Source organism: Salinicola sp. JS01 (assembly GCF_030284585.1).
In the GTDB taxonomy this organism is placed as follows: domain Bacteria; phylum Pseudomonadota; class Gammaproteobacteria; order Pseudomonadales; family Halomonadaceae; genus Salinicola.
Map to the genome: position 1 here is coordinate 3,196,166 of NZ_CP127244.1, position 19,233 is coordinate 3,215,398.

At 68.4% G+C, this 19,233-nt stretch carries 17 protein-coding genes; 6 read left to right on the forward strand and 11 right to left on the reverse strand.

Annotated features, from left to right (window positions below; translation table 11 throughout):
- The first annotated feature begins 99 nt into the window (after positions 1-99).
- The 6 genes from QO259_RS14565 (at position 100) to QO259_RS14590 (ending at position 6,212) form a co-directional block, all read left to right on the forward strand.
- Entirely contained in the window at positions 100-1,302 is a 1,203-nt protein-coding gene (locus QO259_RS14565; protein ID WP_285950491.1) for an ABC transporter substrate-binding protein, read from the forward strand.
- A complete protein-coding gene (locus QO259_RS14570; protein ID WP_285950492.1) occupies positions 1,299-2,753 on the forward strand; it encodes a sugar ABC transporter ATP-binding protein in 1,455 nt (484 codons plus the stop codon). Before QO259_RS14565 ends, QO259_RS14570 begins: the two co-directional genes overlap by 4 nt.
- Before the next feature lies 1 nt (position 2,754).
- Positions 2,755-3,687 carry an ABC transporter permease gene (locus QO259_RS14575; protein ID WP_285950493.1) on the forward strand — a complete coding sequence of 311 codons (933 nt, stop codon included), beginning with the start codon at positions 2,755-2,757 and terminating at the stop codon, positions 3,685-3,687.
- A gap of 29 nt (positions 3,688-3,716) precedes the next feature.
- Positions 3,717-4,655: an ABC transporter permease gene (locus QO259_RS14580; protein ID WP_207033204.1), complete on the forward strand. Its 939-nt coding sequence runs from the start codon at positions 3,717-3,719 to the stop codon at positions 4,653-4,655.
- Entirely contained in the window at positions 4,652-5,587 is a 936-nt protein-coding gene (locus tag QO259_RS14585) for an SMP-30/gluconolactonase/LRE family protein (protein WP_285950494.1), read from the forward strand. Before QO259_RS14580 ends, QO259_RS14585 begins: the two co-directional genes overlap by 4 nt.
- Positions 5,588-5,873: 286 nt before the next feature.
- On the forward strand, positions 5,874-6,212 hold the full coding sequence (locus tag QO259_RS14590; protein ID WP_051895831.1) for a TM2 domain-containing protein: 339 nt from the start codon (positions 5,874-5,876) through the stop codon (positions 6,210-6,212).
- 393 nt (positions 6,213-6,605) lie between these two features.
- Here the strand turns inward: QO259_RS14590 and QO259_RS14595 are convergent, their stop codons facing one another.
- The 11 genes from QO259_RS14595 to mutM all read right to left on the reverse strand — a co-directional run bounded on the left by QO259_RS14595 (position 6,606) and on the right by mutM (position 19,185).
- Complete coding sequence (locus QO259_RS14595) at positions 6,606-8,288, reverse strand: NAD-dependent malic enzyme (RefSeq protein WP_207033209.1); 1,683 nt, start codon at positions 8,286-8,288, stop codon at positions 6,606-6,608.
- Positions 8,289-8,564: 276 nt separating this feature from the next.
- Positions 8,565-9,779, reverse strand: a complete 1,215-nt coding sequence (locus tag QO259_RS14600) for a YeeE/YedE family protein (RefSeq protein ID WP_285950495.1) — start codon at positions 9,777-9,779, stop codon at positions 8,565-8,567.
- Positions 9,780-9,982: 203 nt separating this feature from the next.
- Positions 9,983-10,996: a tryptophan--tRNA ligase gene (locus QO259_RS14605; protein WP_207033212.1), complete on the reverse strand. Its 1,014-nt coding sequence runs from the start codon at positions 10,994-10,996 to the stop codon at positions 9,983-9,985.
- A 122-nt stretch (positions 10,997-11,118) separates the two neighbouring features.
- The gene (locus QO259_RS14610; protein ID WP_285950496.1) at positions 11,119-12,537 is read right to left on the reverse strand and encodes a Na+/H+ antiporter NhaC family protein; all 1,419 of its coding nucleotides are present in this window, start codon (positions 12,535-12,537) and stop codon (positions 11,119-11,121) included.
- Positions 12,538-12,682: 145 nt separating this feature from the next.
- Positions 12,683-13,996, reverse strand: a complete 1,314-nt coding sequence (locus QO259_RS14615) for an NAD(P)/FAD-dependent oxidoreductase (RefSeq protein ID WP_285950497.1) — start codon at positions 13,994-13,996, stop codon at positions 12,683-12,685.
- A 2-nt stretch (positions 13,997-13,998) separates the two neighbouring features.
- Positions 13,999-14,841: an IclR family transcriptional regulator gene (locus QO259_RS14620; protein ID WP_285950498.1), complete on the reverse strand. Its 843-nt coding sequence runs from the start codon at positions 14,839-14,841 to the stop codon at positions 13,999-14,001.
- Between the two features lie 168 nt (positions 14,842-15,009).
- On the reverse strand, positions 15,010-16,125 hold the full coding sequence (ald, locus tag QO259_RS14625) for an alanine dehydrogenase (protein ID WP_285950499.1): 1,116 nt from the start codon (positions 16,123-16,125) through the stop codon (positions 15,010-15,012).
- A 160-nt stretch (positions 16,126-16,285) separates the two neighbouring features.
- Positions 16,286-16,729: an acyl-CoA thioesterase gene (locus tag QO259_RS14630; protein ID WP_285950500.1), complete on the reverse strand. Its 444-nt coding sequence runs from the start codon at positions 16,727-16,729 to the stop codon at positions 16,286-16,288.
- Positions 16,730-16,750: 21 nt separating this feature from the next.
- Complete coding sequence (locus tag QO259_RS14635) at positions 16,751-17,086, reverse strand: putative signal transducing protein (RefSeq protein ID WP_285950501.1); 336 nt, start codon at positions 17,084-17,086, stop codon at positions 16,751-16,753.
- A gap of 32 nt (positions 17,087-17,118) precedes the next feature.
- Positions 17,119-18,309: a class I SAM-dependent rRNA methyltransferase gene (locus tag QO259_RS14640; RefSeq protein ID WP_233076590.1), complete on the reverse strand. Its 1,191-nt coding sequence runs from the start codon at positions 18,307-18,309 to the stop codon at positions 17,119-17,121.
- 60 nt (positions 18,310-18,369) lie between these two features.
- Positions 18,370-19,185: a bifunctional DNA-formamidopyrimidine glycosylase/DNA-(apurinic or apyrimidinic site) lyase gene (gene mutM, locus QO259_RS14645; protein ID WP_285950502.1), complete on the reverse strand. Its 816-nt coding sequence runs from the start codon at positions 19,183-19,185 to the stop codon at positions 18,370-18,372.
- Between the last annotated feature and the right edge of the window lie 48 nt (positions 19,186-19,233).

Sequence of the window (19,233 nt, forward strand, 5' to 3'; positions counted from 1 at the left end):
TGGACACGTGTCCGATACCACGCCCCACCAGAGGGCGATGTCCGCCCGCCAGTACGACCCGATCGCACCGGCAAGCGGCAGGAGAGATGGGAGCCGAGCATGACCCCTGATAACGACAACCGGCGCTGGCGTGCGGGCCTGCTGGGGCTGGCGCTGAGTGCCGCGGCCCTCGCCGCACACGCCGATACCGGCGGCGAGGCAGCGGCCACGCCCGCGAGCCCTGCTCAGGTCGCAGGCCAGACCCAAGACCAAAGCCAGCCGCGCACGAATTCGACTGCGGACAAGCGCATCGCGCTCTCCAACAACTACGCCGGCAACGCCTGGCGCCAGCAGATGCTCGCGGCCTGGCAGACGCAGACCGCACCCGCGGTCAAGACCGGCGTGGTCGCCGCCGCCGACGCCTTCACCATCGGCGAGAACCAGCCCACCGATCAGGCCGCCCAGATCCAGAACCTGATCCTGCAGGGCTACGACGCCATCGTGATCGACGCCGCCTCGACCACCGCCCTCAACGGCGCGGTGCAGGAGGCGTGCGACGCCGGCGTGGTGGTGGTCTCGTTCGACGGCATCGTCACCGCCCCCTGCGCCTGGAAGATCGTCAACGACTTCCATGAGTGGGGCCGCGAGCAGGTCGACTACATGGCCAAGCGCTTCCCCGACGGCGCCAACCTGCTCGAGGTGCGCGGGCTGCCGGGCACCTTCGTCGATGACGACCTGCACCAGGGCATCGTCGACGAGCTCGAGCACTACCCCAAGCTGCACATCGTCTCCTCGGTGGAGGGCGACTGGGCCCAGGACGTGACCCAGCAAGCGGTGGCCGGGGTACTGCCCTCACTGCCGCACATCGACGGCGTGCTCAACCAGGGCGGCGAGGCCTACGGCGTGGCCCAGGCGTTCCGCGCCTCGCAGCGCGAGATGCCGGTGATCATCTTCTCCAACGCCCAGGACGAACTGGCCTGGTGGGCCGAACAGCACCGCAAAAACGGCTACCAGAGCATCGCCATCTCCAACGCTCCCGGTATCGCCGTGGTCGCTTTCTGGGTGGCCCAGCGCATTCTCGCCGGCGAAGACGTGCCCAAGCACCTGACCGTACCGCTCTACCACATCCGCCAGGACGAGCTCTCCGAAGTGCTGGCGCACACGCCCAAGGGCTCGGTGGCCGACCAGATCTTCACCCGCGCCGACGTCGAACGGCTGATCCAGCAGGCCCGAGCCACGCAAGCCTCGACGCCTGAGCCCAGCCCCGCCACGGCCCAGGACCCGGCCAAGAATCCGCCCGCCGCCGAGGAGACCCAGCCATGAACACGTCTCAGCCGGTCGCAGCCGTGGTCGCCCTGCGCGGGGTGCACAAGCAGTTCGGCGCGGTCAGGGCGATCGCCGGCATCGACCTCACCCTGGCCCCCGGCGAGTGCGTGGGGCTGGTGGGCCACAACGGTGCCGGCAAGTCGACCCTGGTCAATCTGATCAACGGCACGCTCAAGCCGAGCCGCGGCGAGATCGACAGCCATGTGACCCGCGGCGGCCGCGGCAGCGCCATCCGCTCGGTGTTCCAGGAGCTCTCGCTGTGTCCCAACCTGAGCGCGGCCGAGAACCTGCGCATCGCCCACCCCACGCTCAAGGGGCTGGGCTGGCGCCGTCGCGCCGGTGCCGAGATCCGCGCCAGCCTCGACCAGGTGTTTCCCGGCCACGGCATCGACACCGACGCCCGGGTCGATACCCTCTCCATCGCCCAGCGTCAGATGATCGAGATCGCCATCGGCTTCGCCCCGCGCGGCGGCCAGGCGCGGCTGGTGATCCTCGACGAACCCACCTCGTCGCTGGATGCAGGCATCGCCGAACAGCTGCTGGCCTACGTCGAGCGCTTCTGCGCCGAGGGCGGCACGGTGGTGTTCATCTCGCACATGCTGGGCGAGATCTTCCGCGTCGCCAGCCGCATCGTGGTGATGCAGGACGGCCGCGTGGTGGCCGAGCGCGCGAGCCAGGACTTCGACCGCGACTCGCTGGTCGACGCCATGGGCCATGTGGCCCAGCACGCCCCGAGCGCCGACCAGCGCCAGCGGGCCGAGGGCGCCAGCACGCCCGGAGCAGGCGCCGCGGGCGAGACGGTGATCGAAGACGCCGCCGGGCTCAGCGCGCGGCGTGGCGAGATCGTCGGCCTCGCCGGGCTTGCCGGCCACGGCCAGGCCGAGGCCCTGGCCAAGCTCTACTTCGCCGGCACCTCCGGCTGGCGCGCACCGCGCCAGCCCCGGATGGCCTTCGTCGCCGGCGACCGCGGCCGCGACGGCGTGCTGCCGCTGTGGTCGATCCTGCGCAACCTGAGCCTCTCGGTGCTACCGGCCAGGGCCCACCGCGGCGCGGTGGATCGCCGCGCCGAGGCGGCGCTGGGCCACGAGTGGCAGCAGCGCATCGGCATCCGCAGCGACGATCTGGGCAACCCCATCACCTCGCTCTCCGGCGGCAACCAGCAGAAGGTGCTGTTCGCCCGCGCGCTGGCGTCGAGCGCCCCCATCGTGGTGATGGACGACCCCATGCGCGGGGTCGATGTCGGCACCAAGCAGGAGGTCTATGCGCTGATTCGTGCCGAGGCCGACGCCGGCCGGACTTTCCTGTGGTACTCCACCGAAACCGAAGAGGTATGCCAGTGCGATCGCGTTTTCGTCTTCCGCGACGGCAAGATCTCGGCCGAACTGAGCGGCGCCGAGATCAGCGAAGAGCGCATCCTGGCCGCCTCGTTCGAGATGCAGGAGAACTGAGATGACCCGTCATTCGATCTCGCCGCGCAAGCTGCTGCCGCTCATCTCGTTCAGCGTGCTGCTGATCGCGACCTTCGCCCTGCAGGAGCGGGCGATGAGCTATCTGGGGCTGAACCTGCTGTTCAACCTGACCATTCCCATCGCCCTGGCCACCATCGGCCAGCTGCTGATCATCATGGTCAACGACATCGACCTCTCGGTGGGCGCCTTCGTCAGCCTGGTGGCGTGCGTCGTCTCCACCCTGCTGGTGCAGCACCCCTGGCTCGGCTGGCTGGCGCTGGCCGGCCTGGTGCTCGCCTACGCCGCCCTGGGGGCACTGATCCACCGCTTCGAGCTGCCGGCGATCGTGGTCACCCTGGGCATGTCGTTCATCTGGGGCGGGCTGGCGCTGGTGATCATGCCCGCCCCCGGCGGCACCTCGCCGGAGTGGCTGCGTGCGCTGATGACGGTCAAGCCGCCGCTGGCCCCCATGGCGGTAGTGGCGGCGCTTTTGATCGCCGCCGCGGCGCATCTGCTGATCATGCGTTCGGGAATCGGCACGGTGCTGCGCGGCCTGGGCGGCAACTCGCGCTCGGTGGCCCGCGCCGGCTGGCGCCTGAGCGGGCTCTACGCGCTGACCTACGGTCTCGCCGGGGTCTTCGGCGTGCTCGCCGGGCTCACGCTGGTGGGGCTCTACACCTCGTCCGGGGCCAGCGTCGCCTCCAGCTACACCCTGCTCAGCATCGCCGGGGTGATTCTCGGCGGCGGCGAGTTCATCGGCGGCCGGGTATCGCCGATCGGCGCGGTGCTGGGGGCGTTGACGCTGTCGCTGGCGGGGTCGCTGCTGGCCTTCATGCACATCTCGCCGGACTGGCAGATCGGTGCGCAGGGGGCGGTGCTGATTCTGGTGCTCGCCGCGCGCCTGCTGTTCACGCGCCGCGAAGCGCTGATTTGAGACTTCTCTCCACTGCAAGGATCGACGCCATGCAAAGCCTGATCTCGCGGCCCTGGCTCTGGGCCTGGCTCGCCGCCATCGCGGTCTTCGCTCTCTCCATCGCGCTCTCCGGCGCCTCCCAGGCCGGTGGGCTGCTCTACGCCGCGCTCTCGTTCGGCGCCTTCGCCGCGATCGTCGGCATCGGCCAGATGCTGGTGATCACCCTGGGGCCGGGCAATATCGACCTCTCGATCCCCGCGGTCATGACCCTGGCCGGCACCCTGGCGCTCAAGGCCATGGGCGGCGCCCCCGGTACCGCACTGCTGGGGCTGGGCGTGGCGCTGCTGGTGGGCCTGGGCTGCGGCGCGGCCAATTTCGCGCTGATCCGGCTGCTGCGCCTGCCGCCGATCATCGCCACCCTCGCCGCCTCGCTGCTCTATCAGTCGCTGGCGATCTGGTCCAACCGCGGCCTGCGTATCAAGCCGCCGGCGGCGCTGGCCGACTTCGCCACCGGGCGCACCCTGGGCGTGCCCAACGTGGCGCTGATCGGCGTGCTCCTGGCGCTGGTCGTGTGGTGGCTGCTGGAGCGCGGGCTATGGGGGCGCTGGCTGCTCGCCACCGGCCAGAATCCGCGCGCGGCAAGACTCGCCGGGGTGCCGGTAGAGCGCGTGCGTGCCAGTGCCTATCTCAGCGTGGCGCTGCTGGCCGGGCTCACCGGTTTCCTGCTGGCGAGCTTCTCCGGCGGCGCCGCCCTCAACATGGGGCAGCAGTACCTGCTGCTGTCGATCGCCGTGGTGGTGATCGGCGGCACCTCGATCGCCGGCGGCTTCTCCAACGTGCCCGGGGTGTGGGGCGCGGCCCTGTTCATGTTCCTGGTGGTATCGATGCTCAACGCCTACGGCTTCGACGCCGGCGCGCGCATGATGCTGACCGGAACCATCATCATCGCTATCGTGATCGCCGCCAACGCCCGGAGACGCCGCGCATGATCCCCACCCCTGAGCATCTCGACAGCCGCGACCCGCGCTTCGCGCGGCTGGTTCACCCCATGGCACCGTTGACCCGGCTGGCCACAGGCTTCACCTGGACCGAGGGGCCGGTATGGTTCGGTGACCATCAGTGCCTGCTGTTTTCCGATATCCCCAGTCAGCGCCTGCTGCGCTGGTCGGCACGCGAGGGTATCACCACCTTCCGCGAGCGCACCGGCTTCAACAACGGCAATACCCGCGACAATCAGGGACGCCTGGTGAGCTGCCGCCACGGTAGCCGCGACCTGGTGCGCACCGAGCCCGACGGGCGTATTCAGGTGCTCGCCTCGCACTATGCCGGCGGGCGGCTCAACTCGCCCAACGACGTGGTGGTGAGCCGCGACGGGGCGATCTGGTTCACCGACCCCACCTATGGGCTGATCTCCAACTTCGAGGGCTACCGCGCCGACCCCGAGCAGCCCGCGCGCCACGTCTTCCGGCTCGACCCCGAGGATGGCAGCCTGAGCGCGGTGGCCAGCGACTTCGCCCAGCCCAACGGGCTCTGCTTCTCCCCCGACGAGCGCCTGCTCTACGTGGCCGAGAGCGGTGCCACCCACGACCCCGCGGTGGCCCCGGTGATCCGCCGCTTCCGGGTGAACGGCAAGACGCTCGAGGATGACGGCATCTTCGCCGAGATCGGCGCCGGCGTGCCCGATGGCATGCGCGTGGACCGCGAGGGCAACCTGTGGTCGTCGGCGGCCGACGGGGTCCACTGCTTCGCCGCCGACGGCACCCTGCTGGGGCGTATCCTGGTTCCGGAGACGGTCTCCAACCTGTGCTTCGGCGGCAGTGACGGCCAGCGTCTCTACATCACCGCGACCACCTCGCTCTACAGCCTGTTCGTCGACGTCCAGGGCGCCGAGTGGTGGACCCAGTGTCAGCGCGAGGCGTGACCCGCGAAGCGCGACGCCCCCGCGGCGGCGAGGCGCTGTCGGGCCCGCCGCCGATCCCTTAGACTTGGCGGCCGGGCATCGCGGCCAAGACCGCACCGGCTCAGGAAACGCTGAATAAATCGACGAGCGAGATGAAGCGCAAGGCGCATGGAACACAGAACACGAGACATAACATGGGGTTAGGCGAGTGTTCGAGTACCACGCAACGCAGCGATTCGCTCGCGCAGGCATTTATGCAGCGTTTCCCTCAAGTTCATCCATAGGGAACATCCATAGGGAACCCCGCATGACCCAAGACGTCGACACCCGGCCACAGCCGCTCTCCGCCGGCATGATCTACTGCCACGGCTGTGGCAAACCGATCCACGAGAGCGCCCGGAGCTGCCCTAATTGCGGCGCCGTCGCGCGCGGCGCCAGGAGCGGGCGCAGCAAGTGGAGCGCGGCGATCCTCGCCTTCTTCCTCGGTGGTTTCGGCGTGCATCGCTTCTACCTGGGGCAGCCGATCGTCGGCCTGATCTATCTGCTGTTCTGCTGGACCCTGGTGCCGGCGCTGATCGCCTTCTTCGAGTTCATCTACTTCCTGGTCATCAGCGAAGAGAAGTTCGACCAACAGTACAACCGCTGACGACGGCAACAGACCGGCAAGAAGCCGCGGGGACGGGGCTTGGAGCCCATCCCCCCTCTGATGGTGGGCGCCGGGGGCTGGGCAAAGCGAGGGTCCTTTGCCAGGGATGGCAAAGGTAGCACCCAGGGAGGGGTTCACAGCGCCCTCGCAACGGTCCGACGCTTCGGGCCTGCCGCCGGAGAAGCCCAACTCATACTGCGGTTGTGAAAGGCGTTCTTGGTGGGATGAAAAACAAACGGCGCGCCCCCGAAGGGACGCGCCGAAGATCGCTTTGAGGGACGCGCCGAAGATCGCTTTCGAAGACGCGCCGAAGATCGCTTTCGAAGACGCGCCGAAGATCGCTTTCGAAGACGCGCCGAAGATCGCTTCGAAGGATACCCCGTATCGCCGGGCTCAGATCGAGCGGCGACGGTACTGGCGGTAGCGCGGATACCAGAAGTGGCCGTGGATCGCTTCCCACAGCACCTCGTCGCTGGAGCTTAGCGCGACGCCATCCTGCTGCGCCTGCTTGCCCACGGCGAAGGCGATCTGCTGGCTGATCTCGCGGATATCGCCGAGCGCCGGCAGCAGCGCCCCTTCGCCGGTCTTGACGATCGGCGCACTCTCGGCCAGCGCATTGGAGGCGGCCATCAGCATGTTGTCGGTGACGCGATTGGCGTTGGCGGCGATCACGCCGAGCCCGATACCCGGGAAGATATAGGAGTTGTTGCACTGGGCGATGGGAATCTGGCGCCCGTCGATCTCCACCGGGGCGAACGGGCTGCCGGTGGCGACCATGGCCTGACCGCGGGTCCAGGTGAGCACGTCCTGCGGCGTCGCCTCGACCTTGGAGGTCGGGTTGGAGAGCGGCATCACCAGCGGGTTCTCGCAGTGGCTGTTGAGCGTGGTGATCACCTCTTCGGTGAACAGCCCGCGCTGCCCCGAGACGCCGATCAGGATGGTCGGCTTGGCGTTGCGCACCACGTCGATCAGCGCGCGCGCATCGCCGTCGAAATCGAGCGACTCGGGGTCGTGGGCCAGGCGCCGCTGGAAGTCGTGCAGGCCATCCATGTCGGTGGTCAGCAGGCCGTTCTTGTCGACCATGAAGATACGCTTGCGCGCCTCGGCCTCGGAGAGCCCTTCGCGGGTCATCGCCACCACGATCTGCTCGGCGATGCCGCAGCCGGCGGAACCGGCACCAGCGAAGGTGATCACCTGATCGCTGAGCTTGGCGTTCTTGGCCTTGCACGACGCCAGCAGAGTCGCCACGCACACCGACGCAGTGCCCTGGATATCGTCGTTGAAGCAGCACAGCTCGTCGCGGTAGCGCGCCAGCAGCGGCATGGCGTTGGTCAGCGCGAAGTCCTCGAACTGCAGCAACACGTTGGGCCAGCGACGCTTGAGCGCCTCCATGAACAGGGTGATGAACTCGGCATACTCTTCCGCCGAGACCCGCTCGTGGCGCCAGCCCATGTACATCGGGTCGTCGAGCAGCTTCTGGTTGTTGGTACCCACGTCGAGGGTGATCGGCAGGGTGTAGGCAGGGCTGATACCGCCGCAGGCGGTGTAGAGCGAGAGCTTGCCGATAGGGATACCCATGCCGCCAATGCCCTGGTCGCCGAGCCCCAGAATGCGCTCGCCGTCGGTGACCACGATCACCCGCACCTTGTCCTTGGTCGCACTGCGCAGGATGTCGTCCATGCGATGGCGGTCAGGATAGGAGATGAACAGCCCGCGGTGGTTGCGATAGATCTTGGAGAACTCCTCGCACGCCTCGCCCACCGTCGGGGTGTAGATGATCGGCATCATCTCCTCGAGGTGCTCCTCGAGCAGGCGGAAGAACAGCGTCTCGTTGTCGTCCTGGATACCGCGCAGATAGATGTGCTTGTCGAGATTGTTCTGGCACAGCGAGTACTGGCGATAGGCGCGCTCGACCTGCTCCTCGATGCTCTCGACGTTCTGCGGCAAGAGCCCCAGCAGATTGAACTCGACCCGCTCTTCGCTGGTGAAGGCGCTGCCCTTGTTGAGCAGCGGCATCTCCAGCAGCGTCGGGCCGGCATAGGGAATGTAGAGGGGGCGCTTGGCGTGATCGGACATGAATCGGCTCTCGCGATGACCTACGGATGAAAAGCGCTGGCCGGACCGAACTTGCCCCCCGCAACGGGGCCAGACCGGGAGTGGCGCGCTATCGTTATCGACCCACCGGCGGCGCCTGGCGGGCGGGCGACCGGCCGTGGCCGGTCGAGGGTCGCCCAGTATGCCACTTGGCAGCGCCAAAGGCATGTATCGGCGCGGCCGGGTGCCCGAGGAACGCACCGGCAGACATGCAAAAGCCCCGCCGTGGCGGGGCTTGGTGGTGCTCGGTGAGCGCGCTCAGCAGCTGGCAGCGACCGGCCTCGCCGGACCAGGGAAGAACAACGGGCGCAGCCGCACGCCGAGCATGTTGCCGGCGAAGGCGGCCACCAGCCACAGCCAGCCGTGCAGGCTGCCCGAGGCAATGCCGCTGAAGTAGGCACCGATGTTGCAGCCGAAGGCGAGCCGCGCGCCGTAGCCCAGCAGCAGCCCGCCGATGACCGCGGCGGCGACCGAGCGCAGCGGAATGCGCAGGCTCGGGGCGAAGCGCCCGGCCAGCGACGCCGCCAGGCCAGCGCCGAGGATGATGCCGAGATTCATCACCGTGGTGATGTCGCTGAAGACGCTGCTGTCGAGCGAGGCGGCGCGCGCGGGATTCTGCCAGTAGCCCCAGGCGGTGACATCGCCGCCCACCGCCTGGAACGCCTTGGCGCCCCACAGTGCGAACGCCGAGGTGATCCCCCAGGGGCGCCCGGCCAGCGCCAGGGTCAGATAGTTGAGCAGCGCCAGACCGATGGCGCCGGCCAGGATCGGCCACGGACCGGTGAGCCAGCGCGCGCCGCCGTGGGGCACCCGTGGCGCCTGCTCGAGCTGGCCATGGCGGCGTTTCTCCATCACCACGGTCAGGCCCGCGATCGCCGCGAACAGCGCGAGACTCATGCCGATCCCGCCGCCGGTGCCGAACAGATCGATCATCGACGTGGGCTGGAACGCCGGCAGGCTCTGCCACCAGGCGAAATGCGCCGTGCCGATCACCGAACCGACGATGAAGAAGGCGAGCGTGATCAGCATGCGCGCGTTGCCACCGCCGACGGTGAATAGCGTACCCGAGGCGCAGCCGCCGCCGAGCTGCATGCCGACGCCGAAGAGGAAGGCGCCGACGATCACCGAGATCCCGATCGGCGAGACGAAGCCCCGCACCGGCTCGCCGAAGAGCGTGCCCGCCCCCAGCGCCGGGAGGAACAGCACCACCGCCAGTGCCAGCATGACCATCTGGGCGCGCAGACCGCGGCCGCGGCGCTCGGTGATGAACACCCGCCACGCCGAGGTGAAGCCGAAGGAGGCATGGTAGAGCACGATCCCCAGGGCGCCACCGATCAGCATCAGCCAACCCTGGCGGCCGCCGACGAAGAGCCCCACGGCGAGCGCACCGAGCACCAGAAGCAGCGCGGCGAGCCACGCCTTGGGCGAGAGCCGCCCCAGGCCGGGCGGCGCGGTTTGTGTCAACGTTGTCATAAGCGATATCCCTTTTTAGACCGGAATCGAATGGGCGATACCTTAGTCTTTTGGTCAGGAATTCGAAAACGAATAAATATTCTTTATATAGACGAAAGTGTTATATAGCGTTCCAAGCCAGCGCCAGGCGGCTCCGGCCCAGATAGCCGCGAGCCGGCGCAGGGCCGGCTCGTCGGGGTGGCGTAGCGGGTGCGGACGGACGCCTATTGAAAGCGCCCCAGCCCCACCGCCACCCGCAGCCGCTCCATCAGCGCATTGGCCTCGGCGCGGGCGCGCTCGGCGCCCTGCTGCAAGACCTGTTCGATATGCCCGGGGTCGTTCATCAGCGCCTCATAGCGCTCGCGCGGCTCACTCAGGTGCGCATCGAGGTACTCGAACACCTCGTTCTTGGCCTCGCCCCAGCCGATCCCCTCGGCGTAGCGGCGGCGCATGTCGGCACTCTCCTCCGCGGTGGCGAAGGCGCTGTAGATCTGGAACAGGGTGCAGGTATCCGGGTCCTTGGGCTCGCCCGGCTCCAGCGAGTTGGTCTTGATCTTGCGCACCAGCTTCAAAAGCTTCTTGGCCGAGACGAACAGCGGGATGGTGTTGTCGTAGCTCTTGGACATCTTGCGCCCGTCGAGCCCGCGCAGCACCTCGACCTTCTCGTCGACGATCGCCTCGGGCAGGGTGAAGTAGTCACCCTTGTAGATATGGTTGAAGCGCCCTGCCATGTCGCGGGCCATCTCGATATGCTGGATCTGGTCGCGCCCCACCGGCACCTTGTGGGCGTTGAACATCAGGATATCGGCGGCCATCAGCACCGGGTAGCCGAACAGCCCCATGGTGACGCCCCGATCCGGGTCGGGAATACCGCCCTCCTCGTTCTCCGCCACCGCCGCCTTGTAGGCGTGGGAGCGGTTCATCAGCCCCTTGGCGCAGACGCAGGAGAGCAGCCAGGCGAGCTCCGGGATCTCGTGGATGTCGGACTGGCGATAGAAGATCGCGTTATCGGTATCCAGCCCCAGCGCCAGCCAGGTGGCGGCGATCTCGAGCCGCGACTGCTGCACCCGCTGCGGGTCCTGCGCCTTGATCAGCGCATGCAGGTCGGCGAGGAAATAGTAGGACTGGACATCGGGATTCTGGCTCTCGGCGATCGCCGGCTTGATCGCGCCGACATAGTTGCCCAGATGCGGCGTACCCGTGGTGGTGATGCCGGTAAGAACGCGTCGCTGGCTCATGAACTCTTCGATCGATGGGAGAGTGGACGGGAAATGGCGAATGGCGGCAGTTTACCTTGCCGCCCGTGCCTTAGCGAACCCGCCTCGCCGTGCCCGCCGCCGAGGCGCGGGCAGGCCAGGACTCAACCGATGTCGACCAGGGTCACGCCCACCAGCAGATAGATCGCCAGCGATACCAGCGCCACCGCCAGCGCATAGGGAATCTGGGTGCGCACATGGTCCATGTGATCGCAGGCGGAGCCGGTCGAGGCGAGCACCGTGGTGTCCGACAGTGGCGAGCAGTGGTCGCCGAACACCCCGCCGCCGGCCACCGCGGCGATGGTGGCGTAGACCAGCGGCGTCAGCGTATCGCCGGTGAAGACGAAAGCCACCGGCACCGAGATCGGCATCATGATCGCGAAGGTGCCCCAGGAAGAGCCGGTGGCGAAGGCGATCAGCGCCGCCAGCAGAAAGGTGATCGCCGGCAGCAGCGTCGGCGAGAGCCAGTCGCGGCTGATCTCGACGATATATCCGGCGGTCCCCATATCCTTGGAGAGCTGATTGAGCGAGTAGGCCAGGGTCAGGATCAGAATCGCCGGCATCACCCCTTTCATGCCAGCGGTGGCGGTCTTCATGATGTCGTTGAGCGGGATCCCCTGCAGCCGCATGATCACGCCCAGCACCACCGCCGCGGCGAGGAACGCCTCCATCGTCTTGGCCGAGCCCAGGACCACGAAGGTGCTCACGGCAACACCGATCACGATCAGCACCGGCAGCACGAAGTTGAGAAACAGGTTGGTGCGCACGCCCTCGAACGGCTGCAGGTCGGTCAGCTCCTCGCCGAGCAGCGGATCGGCACCGTCGCGGAACACCTTGCCCTCGTTCTGGGCGCGGGCCTCGGCGCGCTTGAGCGGGCCGAACAGCGGCACCACGCCGACGATCACCAGCCCCACCACCAGCACCGAGAGCCAGGCGTAGAGATTGAACGGCACCGCGTAGACGAACGCCTGCATGGCCTCACCCGCGGTGTCGATCGGGCCCATGCCGATCAAGAGCCCGGAGATGAATACCGCCCAGCCGGTGATCGGCACCAGCACGCTGACCGGCGCCGAGGTGGAGTCGGCGATATAGGCCAGCTTCTCGCGCGAGACGCGGTAGCGGTCGGTAAGCCCGCGCAGGGTGGAACCGACGAACAGCGGGCTGAAATAGTCGCTGAAGAACACGAACATGCCCATGAACCAGCCCACCAGTTGGACCCGCACCCGCGACAGCGCGCGCGCTTCGACCCAGGCGGTGAAGTTACGGATCGCGCCGGTACGCTGGAAGAAGGCGATCACGGTACCGATGAACAGCTCCAGCAGCAGGATCCACGAGAAGTCCGTGGTCCCCAGCGAAGTCTTCAACAGGGTGGGAAAGCCCATTGGCCCCTGCCCCATGATCGACACCCCGACCACGCAGGCCACCGCCAGCGAGAACACGGTGTTACGGGTGGCGAAGGCCAGGACGATGGCGAGACAGGCGGGCAGCAGCGAGAGCAACCCATAGTGCATTTGCGGATCCATGCTGACTCCTTGGGTGTTGTTGATGTTGTTATCGAATCGGGATCGGATTAGGCGATGTCGGCGATTCGGGGTCGTCGTCTTGCGCTTATCGGACTCTGCTGGTCGATCTCTGTCAGTCGAGCGGGGGCGCCATCACTCGTGGCGCTTACGCCTCTTCGCGGCCGCGGCGCTGCTCCACGCGGCGGATCGCTTCGAACGCCAGGCGCCGAATCGGCGCCGGTGGCATCCAGCTGGCGCGACCGAACAGCGCCGGGATGTCCTCCGCCGGCCGCCCCAGCGCCAGCCGCGCCAGCGCCTCGCCCAGCACGCTGCCCTTGACGATGCCGCCGCCGTTGCAGCCCGCCGAGACGTAGAGCCCCGGGCCGATCTCGCCCCATAGCGGCGCACCGTTGTGGGTCAGCCCGGTGGTGCCACCCCAGACCTGCTCGAAGCCGACATCGGCCAGCGCCGGATAGCGCGCCGTCAGGCTCGCGGCCAGCGCGGCGGCCACCGTGGCCGGGTCGCGTTCGCGCTCGTAGTCGTACTGGGCGCGGATCATCAGGCGCCGGTCAGCGGTGGTGCGCAGGGTGCAGCCGAGCCGATGCGTAGGCAGTAGCCCCCAGGGCGTGCCGGCCACCGCGGCGGTATGGGCAGGCGTCAGCGGCGCAGTCAACGCGGCATAGGTATAGATGGCGGTAAGGCGCGAACGGTCGGCCCCCAGGGCGCGCGCGAAGGCGTTGTTGGCCAGCATCACCTGACGCGTGCGAATCTCGCCCTCGGGGGTGGTCACACGCCAGCCATCGCCGTCGCGGGTCAGTGACAGCGCCGGGCTCTGCTCGTAGCAGGTGACCGCCGGCGGCAGCGCCGCCACCAGTCCGCGAATCAGCGCCGCCGGCTGCACCAGATAGCAGTCCGGCGAATAGAGCCCCTCGGCGTAGTAGTCGGTGCCCAGGCGCTCGGCCAGGGCCGCGCGATCGAGACTGTAGTAATCGAGCCCCGCGGCGTGCAGAAACTCGGCGTAGCTGGCCAGAGCCGCGCGCCCGGCGGCGCCCCGGGCGGCGCGGTAGGTGCCGCTGCGGGTCAGCTGGCAGTCGATAGCGTGGGTATCGACCTGCGCCTTGAGTGACGCCATCGCCTCGCGGCTGAGGCGGTTGAGGGTCGCCATGCGCGACAGCGCCCCACTGCTGGCATCGTTGGCCAGCGCGATCTCCAGCATGAACCCCGAGTTGCGCCCCGGGCTGCCGTCGCCCACCCGCTCCGCCTCGAGCATCACCACGCGCCGTTCGGGGGCCAGCGCCTGATAGGCCCGCGCGGCGGCGACACCGGTATAGCCGGCGCCGACGATCACCAGCTCGGCGCGCTCGTCGCCGCGCTGGCTCGGCCCGGGCGGGCGCGCCGGCAGCAGTGCCTGCCAGCCGCAAGCGCTGCGATGGGCGGGATGGGTGGCGAGATGCGGCGCCAGGTGAGGGGCTAACGTCATGTTCAGGACTCCGGCTGCAGCAGACCGTGGAGATCGGCCTTCAGCCCGGCGACCTCGCTGGCCATGGCGGTGATCAGCGTGGCGCGGTGCGCCTCGCTCAGGCGCGACTTGAGCAGCGAACAGCTGAAGGCGCCGAGACAGCGCTCGCCCGGACCGAGCAGCGGCATTGCCAGCCCGGTGAACTCGGGCAGGCTCGAACCCTCCACCCCGCGGGCGTGCCCGTGGGCATGGCAGTAGTCGATCTCGCGGCGCACCGCGTCGACGTCGATGGCGTAGTCGCGCATCAGGCACTCGCGATTGGCCTCCAGAATCCACGCCCGCTCGCGCGCCTCCAGCGACGCCAGCAGTGCAATCGAGGCCTGGCCCACGCCCAGCGGCACGCGACCACCGATGGACGCCACGAAGCCCCCCACCGGGTAGGCCCCGTTCTGGATCTCCAGACACACCGCGTGCCGGCCATCGTGGGCGAACAGATAGAAGCTGCCACCCAGACGCTGGGCCAGCGCCAGCAGCCGCGGCCGGGCCAGATCGCGCAGTTGGGCGCCATTGCCCGCCTCGGCCCCCAGCACCAGCAGCTCGTAGCCGAGCAGATAGCGGTGGCGCAGCGGTGACGGGCGCAGAAAGCCCTCCTCGCGCAGCCCCTTGAGCAGGCGATAGATGGTCGGTCGGCTCAGCTCGGTGGCGTCGAGATAGTCATCGATACCCGCGCCGCGGGCGCCGCAGGCGGCGGTCACGCGCAGCAGCGCCATCACGTGGCGCAGGGTCGAGGGCGTCTGGGAGGCATCACGGCTGGCGGGCACGGTCATGGCTCGGCGGCGAATGTCGCCCGAGCATAACCGAGACATGCAGAGAAATTCGTCTCGCTATGCGAGACACGGCGGCCGAATTCAGCGGCGTCAGCGGGTGGAGGGCTCAGCCGTCATCGGCGCGGTCAGGGCCGCGCTGCGCCGGCGATACCGACGGCGCCGCCACAGCGGGCGGCGCAGTTGGAAACACGGTGGCCTGAAGCGCGCTCAGCGCAGACAGCGCTCGGCGTCGACCGCCTCGATGTCGAACGTCTCACCCACCGCAGCGTAGGTCAGCTGCCCGGCATGGACGTTGAGCCCGGCGAGGAAGTGGCTATCGTCAGCCAGCGCCTGCTGCCAGCCCTTATCGGCCAGGGCGATGACGAACGGCAGCGTAGCGTTGGTCAGGGCCTGGGTGGAGGTGCGCGCCACTGCGCCCGGCATATTGGCCACGCAGTAGTGGACGATGCCGTCGACAATGTAGCTAGGCTCTGCATGTGTGGTGGGACGGCTGGTCTCGAAGCAACCGCCCTGGTCGATCGCCACGTCGACCAGCACGCTGCCGGGCTTCATTTCGGCGAGCATGGCGCGGGTGATCAGCTTGGGCGCGGCGGCGCCGGGCACCAGCACCGCGCCGACGATCAGGTCCGATTCGCGAATCGCCTGCTCCAGGGTCTCGGCGGTGGAATAGACGGTGCGGATGGCACCCTGGTAGCGGTGATCGAGCACCTCGAGGCGCGCCAGCGACTTGTCGAGGATGGTCACCTCGGCGCCCAGGCCGAGCGCCATGCGCGCGGCGTTCTCGCCGACCACGCCGCCGCCGATCACGCTGACCCTGGCCGGCGCCACCCCGGGCACCCCCGGCAGCAGGATGCCGGCCCCGCCCTGGGCCTTCTCCAGGCTGTGCGCACCGGCCTGGATCGCCATGCGCCCGGCGACCCGGCTCATCGGCGCCAGCAGCGGCAGGCCGCCCTGGGCGTCGGTGATGGTCTCGTAGGCGATGCAGGTGGCGCCGCTGTCGAGCAGCCCCCGGGTGAGCGTCTCCTCCGCGGCCAGATGCAGATAGGTGAACAGGATCTGGCCCGGACGCAGCCGCGCCACCTCCACCGCCTGGGGCTCCTTGACCTTGAGGATCGCCTCGGCCTCACGCCACAGCGCCTCGACGTCCTCGACGATCGTCGCCCCGGCCTCGCGGTAGGCGTCGTCGGGGTAACCGGCACCGCCACCGGCGCTCGCCTCGACCGACACCCGATGGCCACGGGCGACGAGTTCACGCGCGCCGCCCGGGGTCAGGGCGACGCGATACTCATGGTTCTTGATTTCCTTGGGGACACCGATATGCATGGCTGACTCCGTGATCGTGACTTGTCATTGGGGGATCGAGCGGATTACAGCACAGCCATTCAGACGACGGGATATCTGACGAAAAAAGACGAAAAAATCGCGCGCAGCCCAACTATCGCCACGAAAATTCTCGTCGTGAGAGGTAAAACAGTAGAAAAATCTAGCTTATGGCCGGAGACGTCACCGCCTCACCGTAGACCTCGACGAAGCGCGCCGGCATGCGTCGCGCCCGACCGCTGGAGAGTTCGATACAGGCAAAGCGAGTCTGGGCTCGCAGCAAGGTGGCGCCGGTCGCGTCATTGCGCAGCTGGAAGCGCCGTGTCAGCGTCAGGCGGCCATCGCAGGCGACGATCCAGGTGGCGATCTCGAGCCCATCGCCTTCGAACGCCGGGGCGAGATAGTCGAGTTCGTGGCGATGCACCACCATGCCGCGGTCGAGTGCGCGGTAGTCGTCGAGGCTCAGCCCCAGCGCCCGCGAGTGAGCCCAGCTGGCCTGCTCCACCCAGCGCAGGTACTCGGCGTTGTTGACGTGGCCGTAGTGGTCGATATGACTCGCCTCGACCGCGATGTCGAGGAGGAAGGGTCGGGGCAGATCCCAGCTCATGGCGTTCTCCTGCAAGGGCTGTCAGGCCGACGCCGCGGCTGGCGGACGCGGCGTCGCGCACTGCCAGCAGGTATCGAAGGCGCCATCGAGGCGCTCGCCGCAGCCGGGGCAGACCCAGTCGGCGGGCACATGGGCCGGCCCCTCCAGCGCCTCGCGCAGTAGCTCCCGGGCGCGCTCGTGGTCGGCCCGGGCCACCCACACCTGCGGCTCGCACTGATCCATGGGCAGCTCGCCGGCGGCGCCGGCCAGGGTCATGTTACGCAACTCGACGGCGATACCCGCACTGTCGATGACGTTGCGAACATGGCACACCAGCAAGACATTGGGATGACGAAAGAGACACACAAGCGCCGTCATCACCCCACTCCCCTTATCACCCCACTCCCCTTTTAGTTGCGGAAGACACGCACGCCGAGCGCCTTGAGATAGGCGGTCTCGGGGATTGCCGGGTGGATCGGATGGTCGCCGGCCTGGCCGCCGCGATAGAGGATCTGGCCATGGCGGTCCTGGTGGCGCACGGCCCCGCGCACGCACTCGACCAGGCGCTCCTCGGCCAGGTGCATCGAGCACGACGCCGACAGCAGCAGGCCATCACGGCCGAGCAGGCGCATCGCCTCGCGGTTCAGACGCGCGTAGGCGCGCTCGCCGTTGGTGATGTCCTTGCGCTTCTTGATGAAGGCCGGCGGGTCGAGCACCACAACGTCGAAGCGCTCACCTTCGGCGCGCAGCGCGGTCAGCGCCTCGAACACGTCGCCGTGGCCCACCGCCACCTGTTCGTGCAGGCCGTTGAGCGCGGCGTTCTCGGCGACCCGCTCGAGCGCTGCCTCGGAGGCGTCGACGCAGAGCACCTCGCTGGCGCCGTGGGCCGCCGCCTGCACGCCCCAGCCACCGACGTAGCTGAACAGGTCGAGCACCCGCTTGCCGGCAACCAGGCCGTTGAGCCAGGCCCGGTTGGCGCGGTGATCATAGAACCAGCCGGTCTTCTGGCCATCCAGCACCGGGGCGACGAAGCGCACCCCGTTCTCCTCCAGCAGCACCTGCTCGGGCAGTTCACCGTGGACCACCGCCACTTCCGACTCGAGCTGTTCGAGACGGCGGCCGCTGGAGTCGTTCTTGAACACGATCGCCCGCGGCGACAGCACCTTGTCCAGCGCCGCGATCACCTCGTCGCGCACCCGCTCCATGCCCAGGGTGTTGAGCTGCACCACCAGCACGTCGTCGAAACGATCGACGATCAGCCCCGGCAGCAGGTCACCCTCGCCGTGGACCAGACGATAGAACGGCTTGGCGAAGAGCCGCTCGCGCAGGCCGAGCGCCTGATTGAAACGGTGTACCAGCAGCGAACGGTCCAGGCGCACGTCGGCATCCCGCGAGACCACGCGGGCGCAGATCAGCGAGTGCGGGTTGACGTAGGCCACCCCCAGCGGCTTGCCGTTGGCAGCCTCGATCACCGCCTGGGCACCGGGCTCGAGCCCCTTCAGCGGCGTGGCCTGAATGTCGATCTCGTTGGAGTAGAGCCACAGATGGCCCGCCTTCAGGCGGCGGTCGGCGTTCTTCTTGAGGCGCAGGGTCTGGGGCACGGAGGACTCCATGGGCAAAGGATTATCGGGGCGCATTCTAACAGTATCGGAGCCAGGCGCTCAGCGCTGGCAGATCGGGCAATAGACGCTGGCACGCTGCCCCAGCGTCACCTGGCGCAGCAGATGGCCGCACTCGCGGCACGGCTCGCCGCCACGGCCGTAGACGTTGAGGCGCTGGGCGAAGTAGCCGGGCTCGCCGCTGCCGCTGACGAAATCGCGCAGCGTCGTGCCGCCCTGGGTGATCGCCGCCGCCAGCACCGTCTTGATCGCCTCGGCCAGGCGCGCATAGCGCTCGCGCGAGACGCGTCCGGCGGCGCGGCGCGGGTCGATCCCGGCCATGAACAGCGCCTCGCTGGCGTAGATGTTGCCCACCCCCACCACCACGGCGTTGTCCATGATGAACGGCTTGATCGCCGCCCGGCGCCCCCGCGAGAGGGTGTAGAGACGCGCGCCGTCGAAATCGGGCGACAGCGGCTCCGGCCCCAGCCGCGCGAGCCTGGGGTCGCTGGCGACGTCACCTGCCAGCCAGTCGACGAAGCCGAAGCGGCGCGGATCGTGGTAGCGCAGGATGGCACCGCCCTCGACCACCACATCGACATGATCGTGCTTCCTGGGCAGATCGCCCACCCGCGCCAGACGCAGGCTGCCGGACATACCCAGATGCCACAGCAGCGAGCGATCACCCACCGGCAACAGCAGATACTTGGCGCGCCGCGCGAGTTCGCCGAAGCGCGCGCCGATCAGCGCCGATTCCAGATCCACCGGCACCGGTACACGCAGGCTGCGGCTGCGCACGATCACCTCGACGATCTCACGCCCCTCGACGTGAGGCGCGATACCGCGGCGGGTGGTCTCGACTTCAGGAAGCTCGGGCATGCGTCTGTTCTCGCGGCTCTGTCATCACCGACCGGCTCATCACCAACG

Coding starts and splice junctions, on each gene's coding strand:
- QO259_RS14570 (WP_285950492.1), top strand. CDS start 1,299: ATGAACACGTCTCAGCCGGTCGCAGCCGTGGTCGCCCTGCGCGGGGTG.
- QO259_RS14605 (WP_207033212.1), bottom strand. CDS start 10,996: ATGAGCCAGCGACGCGTTCTTACCGGCATCACCACCACGGGTACGCCG.
- mutM (WP_285950502.1), bottom strand. CDS start 19,185: ATGCCCGAGCTTCCTGAAGTCGAGACCACCCGCCGCGGTATCGCGCCT.
- QO259_RS14630 (WP_285950500.1), bottom strand. CDS start 16,729: ATGAGCTGGGATCTGCCCCGACCCTTCCTCCTCGACATCGCGGTCGAG.
- QO259_RS14620 (WP_285950498.1), bottom strand. CDS start 14,841: ATGTCTCGGTTATGCTCGGGCGACATTCGCCGCCGAGCCATGACCGTG.
- QO259_RS14635 (WP_285950501.1), bottom strand. CDS start 17,086: ATGACGGCGCTTGTGTGTCTCTTTCGTCATCCCAATGTCTTGCTGGTG.
- ald (WP_285950499.1), bottom strand. CDS start 16,125: ATGCATATCGGTGTCCCCAAGGAAATCAAGAACCATGAGTATCGCGTC.
- QO259_RS14585 (WP_285950494.1), top strand. CDS start 4,652: ATGATCCCCACCCCTGAGCATCTCGACAGCCGCGACCCGCGCTTCGCG.
- QO259_RS14615 (WP_285950497.1), bottom strand. CDS start 13,996: ATGACGTTAGCCCCTCACCTGGCGCCGCATCTCGCCACCCATCCCGCC.
- QO259_RS14610 (WP_285950496.1), bottom strand. CDS start 12,537: ATGGATCCGCAAATGCACTATGGGTTGCTCTCGCTGCTGCCCGCCTGT.
- QO259_RS14575 (WP_285950493.1), top strand. CDS start 2,755: ATGACCCGTCATTCGATCTCGCCGCGCAAGCTGCTGCCGCTCATCTCG.
- QO259_RS14600 (WP_285950495.1), bottom strand. CDS start 9,779: ATGACAACGTTGACACAAACCGCGCCGCCCGGCCTGGGGCGGCTCTCG.
- QO259_RS14595 (WP_207033209.1), bottom strand. CDS start 8,288: ATGTCCGATCACGCCAAGCGCCCCCTCTACATTCCCTATGCCGGCCCG.
- QO259_RS14590 (WP_051895831.1), top strand. CDS start 5,874: ATGACCCAAGACGTCGACACCCGGCCACAGCCGCTCTCCGCCGGCATG.
- QO259_RS14580 (WP_207033204.1), top strand. CDS start 3,717: ATGCAAAGCCTGATCTCGCGGCCCTGGCTCTGGGCCTGGCTCGCCGCC.
- QO259_RS14565 (WP_285950491.1), top strand. CDS start 100: ATGACCCCTGATAACGACAACCGGCGCTGGCGTGCGGGCCTGCTGGGG.